The organism is Finegoldia sp. P3-F-LR (assembly GCF_052932165.1).
This window is the reverse complement of sequence record NZ_JBRFJE010000036.1, coordinates 1-4,973: the sequence shown is the minus strand read 5'-3', so window position 1 is coordinate 4,973 and position 4,973 is coordinate 1. Positions and strand designations below refer to the sequence as shown.

9 protein-coding genes and 1 riboswitch are annotated in these 4,973 nt (G+C 32.7%); of the genes, 3 read left to right on the top strand and 6 right to left on the bottom strand.

The annotated features are described in order from the left end of the window. The first annotated feature begins 6 nt into the window (after positions 1-6). A complete protein-coding gene (locus ACU68U_RS09030; RefSeq protein ID WP_414731760.1) occupies positions 7-87 on the top strand; it encodes an IS3 family transposase in 81 nt (26 codons plus the stop codon). 83 nt (positions 88-170) lie between these two features. Here ACU68U_RS09030 and ACU68U_RS09025 read toward each other — a convergent pair whose 3' ends face one another. The 3 genes from ACU68U_RS09025 to ACU68U_RS09015 are packed head-to-tail and all read right to left on the bottom strand — an operon-like array spanning position 171 to position 1,892. After that, positions 171-701 carry a hypothetical protein gene (locus ACU68U_RS09025; protein WP_446763186.1) on the bottom strand — a complete coding sequence of 177 codons (531 nt, stop codon included), beginning with the start codon at positions 699-701 and terminating at the stop codon, positions 171-173. Further along, on the bottom strand, positions 701-1,003 hold the full coding sequence (locus ACU68U_RS09020) for an MTH1187 family thiamine-binding protein (RefSeq protein ID WP_308577887.1): 303 nt from the start codon (positions 1,001-1,003) through the stop codon (positions 701-703). The genes ACU68U_RS09025 and ACU68U_RS09020 overlap by 1 nt, the downstream gene beginning before the upstream one ends. A 19-nt stretch (positions 1,004-1,022) precedes the next feature. Next, the gene (locus ACU68U_RS09015) at positions 1,023-1,892 is read right to left on the bottom strand and encodes a D-alanyl-D-alanine carboxypeptidase family protein (RefSeq protein ID WP_446763185.1); all 870 of its coding nucleotides are present in this window, start codon (positions 1,890-1,892) and stop codon (positions 1,023-1,025) included. Positions 1,893-2,134: 242 nt separating this feature from the next. On the opposite strand from ACU68U_RS09015, the gene ACU68U_RS09010 reads away from it, so the two are divergent. Beyond that, positions 2,135-2,425, top strand: coding sequence for a hypothetical protein (locus ACU68U_RS09010; protein ID WP_446763184.1), 291 nt, complete (start codon positions 2,135-2,137; stop codon positions 2,423-2,425). 42 nt (positions 2,426-2,467) lie between these two features. Here ACU68U_RS09010 and ACU68U_RS09005 read toward each other — a convergent pair whose 3' ends face one another. Both ACU68U_RS09005 and ACU68U_RS09000 read right to left on the bottom strand, forming a co-directional pair. Beyond that, positions 2,468-3,637, bottom strand: coding sequence for a cation:proton antiporter (locus tag ACU68U_RS09005; protein ID WP_446763183.1), 1,170 nt, complete (start codon positions 3,635-3,637; stop codon positions 2,468-2,470). Positions 3,638-3,678: 41 nt separating this feature from the next. Further along, positions 3,679-3,753: riboswitch (Fluoride riboswitch) on the bottom strand. Beyond that, entirely contained in the window at positions 3,750-4,166 is a 417-nt protein-coding gene (locus tag ACU68U_RS09000) for a hypothetical protein (protein ID WP_446763182.1), read from the bottom strand. It overlaps the preceding riboswitch by 4 nt. A 172-nt stretch (positions 4,167-4,338) precedes the next feature. Between ACU68U_RS09000 and ACU68U_RS08995 the strand changes: the two genes are divergently transcribed. Further along, on the top strand, positions 4,339-4,863 hold the full coding sequence (locus tag ACU68U_RS08995) for a hypothetical protein (protein WP_446763181.1): 525 nt from the start codon (positions 4,339-4,341) through the stop codon (positions 4,861-4,863). Between the two features lie 19 nt (positions 4,864-4,882). Here ACU68U_RS08995 and ACU68U_RS08990 read toward each other — a convergent pair whose 3' ends face one another. Next, positions 4,883-4,972 (bottom strand): hypothetical protein, encoded by a 90-nt coding sequence (locus tag ACU68U_RS08990; RefSeq protein WP_420896855.1) that lies wholly within the window; start codon positions 4,970-4,972, stop codon positions 4,883-4,885. Between the last annotated feature and the right edge of the window lies 1 nt (position 4,973).

Genomic DNA, 4,973 nt, shown 5'->3' with positions numbered 1-4,973 from the left:
AAATATATTAGATGGTACAATGAAGATAGAATTAAAACAAAATTAAACGGAATGTCCCCTGTTATGTACAGATTACATTCCGCTTAAAATATTATTAAATTATTCCGTGTTTACGGGTTCAGGTCATGATGCATCTTTTTTTATTTACATCTAATTTTGCAATAATTTCATCAGCTGAACAAATTATACATAACATTCGTCGGTATCAAAAACAGATACGGTGCTGTTATTATTGCCAATGTCAAAGAAACTTTTTTGATTTGAGATTCTGACAAATCAGTATTTTTGAACGAAAATTTGCGGTTGAATACATACACCAAAAATCCTGCAAACATGACTGCTAGAATCATAACCAAAATTCCCCAAGGTGTTTCGTAATAATCGTTCATTATTGGAATTGAAATATTATCGTAGAACCATTTTGCAATATTATTTCTTGTTCCATTAATCCCGAATGATAAAACCATCAATACCGCCGTAGCGATAATGTCTGCTACAAATCCTAGTGCTACAGTCTTTGCAAGTGATTTTTTGATGACAGACATCGGATTTTCGATTTTAATTAATTTCAAAGCTAACAAAGTTACTAAGAAATCCACCAAAATATTTGCCGGTACAATCGCAACCCAAGTTATCGGAAAAAGCCACACAATCCATATTGGAAATATCAAATTATACAGTTTTACAGATTTTTTGTTCATTATTTTAACTTTCTATTTACAGAATCCAGTTTTTGCTCAAATGAAGCATCCTTATCTCTTCTGTCGTCAATTTTAATCACAGAATACACTCTGTCAATGCCTTCGCTAAACACAGATTCTTGCATATCACGAACAGCTTTCAACAATTCGTCGATATCTCCTTGCATCACAGTTCCCATTGGATTTAATTCAACTTTTATATTTTCTTTATTTCTCACATTATCATAAGCTTTCGCAACGTATTGTGATAAACTTGTAGTTTGTGTTCCAATTGGAACTAATGTTAATTCTAAAATAGCCATTGTAATCTCCTTATAAATTTTATAAATTCTTCAAAATCTTAATCGTATCTTGGATTTGTCCATCTCCAGGATTTTTAATATCGTCAAAATCAACACCCATCACAATAATGATGTATTTCTTGCCATTTTTTTCAGACAAAGTCGCCCAACAAAGCCCTGCTTTTTCAGTGGTACCACTTTTGCCGCCGATAATTTTGAAACCATCCTGATCGTAATCTTTCAGTCTTCCAAGAACTGTACTTTCGATTTCAATTCCTTTTGGATGATCCAAAGTTTTAGTGGAAGTATACTTATCGGTCGTAAAAATCTTGTAAAATTTTTCGTTTTTCAATGAATTTTTCAACAAAAACGCCATATCTTTTGCGCTTGAATAATGATCGTCCTCATCCATTCCCTCAGAATTTTTGAAATTCGTGTTATTCAAGCCCATATTCTTCGCGTTTTCATTCATCAAATCCACAAATTTTTCCTTGGAACCACTTACATTAATAGCCAAGCTATCTGCACATTCTCCAGCAGATGCAAGCATTGTCCCGTACAACAAATCCTCAAAAGTAGTGGGCTCGTTACCATAAAAACCTGCCATTGAAGCGTTTTGTGCGACAAGTTTTTGGTAGCTTTTCTTATCTATCGGAGCTTTTTTATCAAAATCTTCAATTTTTCCTATAGCTGTATGCACTGTCATCATCTTGGTCAAAGAAGCAGGATACACTTTCTTGTCTGGATTTTTGGAGAAAATTTCCTTATCATCATCAATTGAGTAAACGTAAATGCAATCTGCATTAAAGCTAAGCTTGTCAAATTTATTCTCGTTTGCAAATTCAAAAATGAAGAACACTCCAACGACAATCAACAGAGTAATCCCTGCTATCTCAAGTTTCTTTTTCATAATTCACCCCGTTTGTTCATTTCAATTATACCACTAATCGTTGCTTATAAATCTCATTTGACATATCTTAACATTTTTATCTTGACATTATTTTTTATTTTGATATGATTTAGGTAAATAAATGATTTAGTTAATTAATTATATATAGGAGGTGTTTTAATGAAAAAAATAATAATATTCGTATTGATAATTTTCCTGTTAATATATTTCCTTCATGCACTAAAAAAAATAATTTAGTACATTTGGGAATAGAATGTGAGATAACAGACGTTAATACATCTGACAAAATACTTACAATTATAGGCGAAGGAAGTGGTAGGGAAATTATTCAACAAGAGTCAAAAATCGACTGCAAAGATTTAGAAAAAGATGGCAAGATAGTAGAATTTAATTCTTCAAACGAACCAAATATTTTAAAATTTGACGATTTAAAACAATCTGACAGGATTAAAATAAATGTAGATGAAAAAGAACTAAAGAAAGATAATAAATTTTTGAAAGTAAAACAAATCGAATTGATAAGAAAAAACTAGAATAAATTGGCTACGAACGCCAGTTATTCTAGTTTTTAGTTTTTATCGTGTCAACAATTTCTTATACAAATTATCCACCATTATCGCTCCAAACGGTGCAGTAATCAAGATAGAAATAACCGCTACAGTCAATGACATATCCCCCACTTTCAATCCCATTGATAGAGGAATTGCACCGATGGCTGCTTGTACTGTCGCCTTTGGAGTGTAGGCTATCATGCAGAATAATCTTTCTTTTAGAGTTAGTTTTGTTTTCAAAACGGATGCATACACCCCCATCATTCTGAAAATCAATGCACAAATCACCAAAACGACTACCATAATCCCTGAATTTATCGCGTATTTTACATTCACAGTCGCGCCTACTAATACGAACAAGAATATTTCTGCGCCTACCCATAATTTGTTGTACTTTTCTGATAATCTTTCCGCCAAATCTTCGTAAATCTTCTTCACAACCATGGACATCGCCATTATTGCGATGAGTCCCGAAAATGGAATCGGCGTAATTTTTTCCAATTCTAAAAGCAAGAACGAAATACTCAACACAATCAAAACTTTCACAGTGTCACGCATGTGAAATCTTTTGAAGAATTTCACCAACAAAAATCCTATTCCAGCTCCTACGATACTTCCAATCAAAATAGAAAAAGGAATGGCGATGAATTTGAACACATTGATGTCTCCTGTTTGCGCGAGAGATGTCAAAGATGTAAACACAACGATGCAGAAAACATCGTCGCAGCTACTTCCAGCCAAGATAAGTTGTGGGATTTTGTGCTCATCTCCGTATCCTTCTTCAATAAGTCGTATCATTCTTGGAACTACAACTGCAGGAGACACTGCAGCGATTATCGATCCGATTATGAATGCGTCCAACACATCCACCTTCAAAAATATCGGTGCCAAAATTCCCACAGCGCACATTTCAAAAACTGCCGGAACGAAACACATTAACACTGCCGGTCGTCCGATTTTTTTCAAATCGTCAATGTCCAGTGACAATCCCGCACGAGTCAAGATTATTACTAGTGCAATGGTTCTAATTTCAGATGAAATATCCAGTATTTTTTTGTCGATCAGATTCATCGCGAATGGTCCAAGAGTTATTCCCACGATTAAAAATGCCAATATCGGTGGCAATTTTATTTTTTTGAAAAATTTTCCTAACAACAAGGACAAAATAATTATAATTGCTATACTTTTTAACATAAAATTTCTCCTTTAAATAATAAAAAAGCTGATGATATCTGTAAAAAACAGAAGTCATCAGCAAAATTTTTGCGTTTTAGTTATTAACAAGGGAGTACTTCATTCCCCACATTTATTTCCATGAAAGTTCAAACTTACCACATGCTTTGTTGTAGTTGAAAACCAAGCGGTATTTCTCAGATTCGTTCAAATAATCAGACGAGTATCCATTCATCTTGTTCAATTCGAACACTGTGTTTCCCAATGAATCTATGAGGCTCACTGTAACGTTGCCGCTTTCTAATTCATTGTCCAACTTAAAATCATAAAATCCACTTTTTTTGACTTTGAATACTTTTGTAGCTTTTCCGCTAGTTTTTTTCAAACTTGCGTGGATATTGTCCTCCAAAATTCCTTGTGTTTGATAAAACCACAAGGCTGACATGCTCCTAAAATATCCAACTCCATTCATATACATAAAGTATACCACTGCAACAATTGCAATTACCGAAAAAATAATTAAATAGCTCGGCTCACCGGGTAAATCCATAATAAAAATCCTCCATATATTTCAAAATTTCTGATAATAATATACCACAACAGCAAGTTTTTTACAATAAACTACGCTTAAATTGCTCAATTTATCATAGAATTCTTACAATCTTTCAATATTGCTTGTAAATAAGTAAAAAATAGGATATATTTTAATTACGGAGGGTTTTATGAGAACAAAAATATCTAACAGTAAACTAATAATTCTAGCAATTCTAACATTTGTGATAGAAACAATCGCAGTTGTTGCGACTCAAAATCTCATAGGAATCAATAGAATTTTCATTATAATTTCATTTACATTAATCACAACGTTTGCACTTTTTCTAAGTTATATCCTGATTCAAGTTCTTCACAATATGATAATGGACAGGAAAATCGCCGGCGAAATCAGAAAATACATGCTGGATTACGAACAAAATGGAAATTTGGACAAATTATTTCAAAATTTCAAAAAAATAAAAGACAAACCAAAAACAGATTACGCAAAAAGCTTGTATTATTTTAACTTGGCGATTGCCTATGTGGAAGATCATCAATTCCAAAAAGCACGAGAAGTATTACAAAAATCCACATTTCAAAAATACAACCAATCATTTAATCAGATTTTCAAAATGCTTTTAAGTGATATTGACAAACACGAAAAAGAATACAACGAAACTAAAAAAACGCCAGAAAATGATGTGTACCCATAAAACTGGACACAATATTTAATTAATTAGTTGTAGTGGATGCTAACCTATACTTTGTAGGTGGCATCCATTTTGTTTTCTTCTGAATTCTTTCGTTATTGTAATAATAGATG

Bases quoted from the DNA above. Each gene is read 5' to 3' on its own strand.
- ACU68U_RS09015 (WP_446763185.1), bottom strand. From the start codon at position 1,892: ATGAAAAAGAAACTTGAGATAGCAGGGATTACTCTGTTGATTGTCGTT.
- ACU68U_RS09000 (WP_446763182.1), bottom strand. From the start codon at position 4,166: ATGGATTTACCCGGTGAGCCGAGCTATTTAATTATTTTTTCGGTAATT.
- ACU68U_RS09020 (WP_308577887.1), bottom strand. From the start codon at position 1,003: ATGGCTATTTTAGAATTAACATTAGTTCCAATTGGAACACAAACTACA.
- ACU68U_RS09025 (WP_446763186.1), bottom strand. From the start codon at position 701: ATGAACAAAAAATCTGTAAAACTGTATAATTTGATATTTCCAATATGG.
- ACU68U_RS09005 (WP_446763183.1), bottom strand. From the start codon at position 3,637: ATGTTAAAAAGTATAGCAATTATAATTATTTTGTCCTTGTTGTTAGGA.
- ACU68U_RS08995 (WP_446763181.1), top strand. From the start codon at position 4,339: ATGAGAACAAAAATATCTAACAGTAAACTAATAATTCTAGCAATTCTA.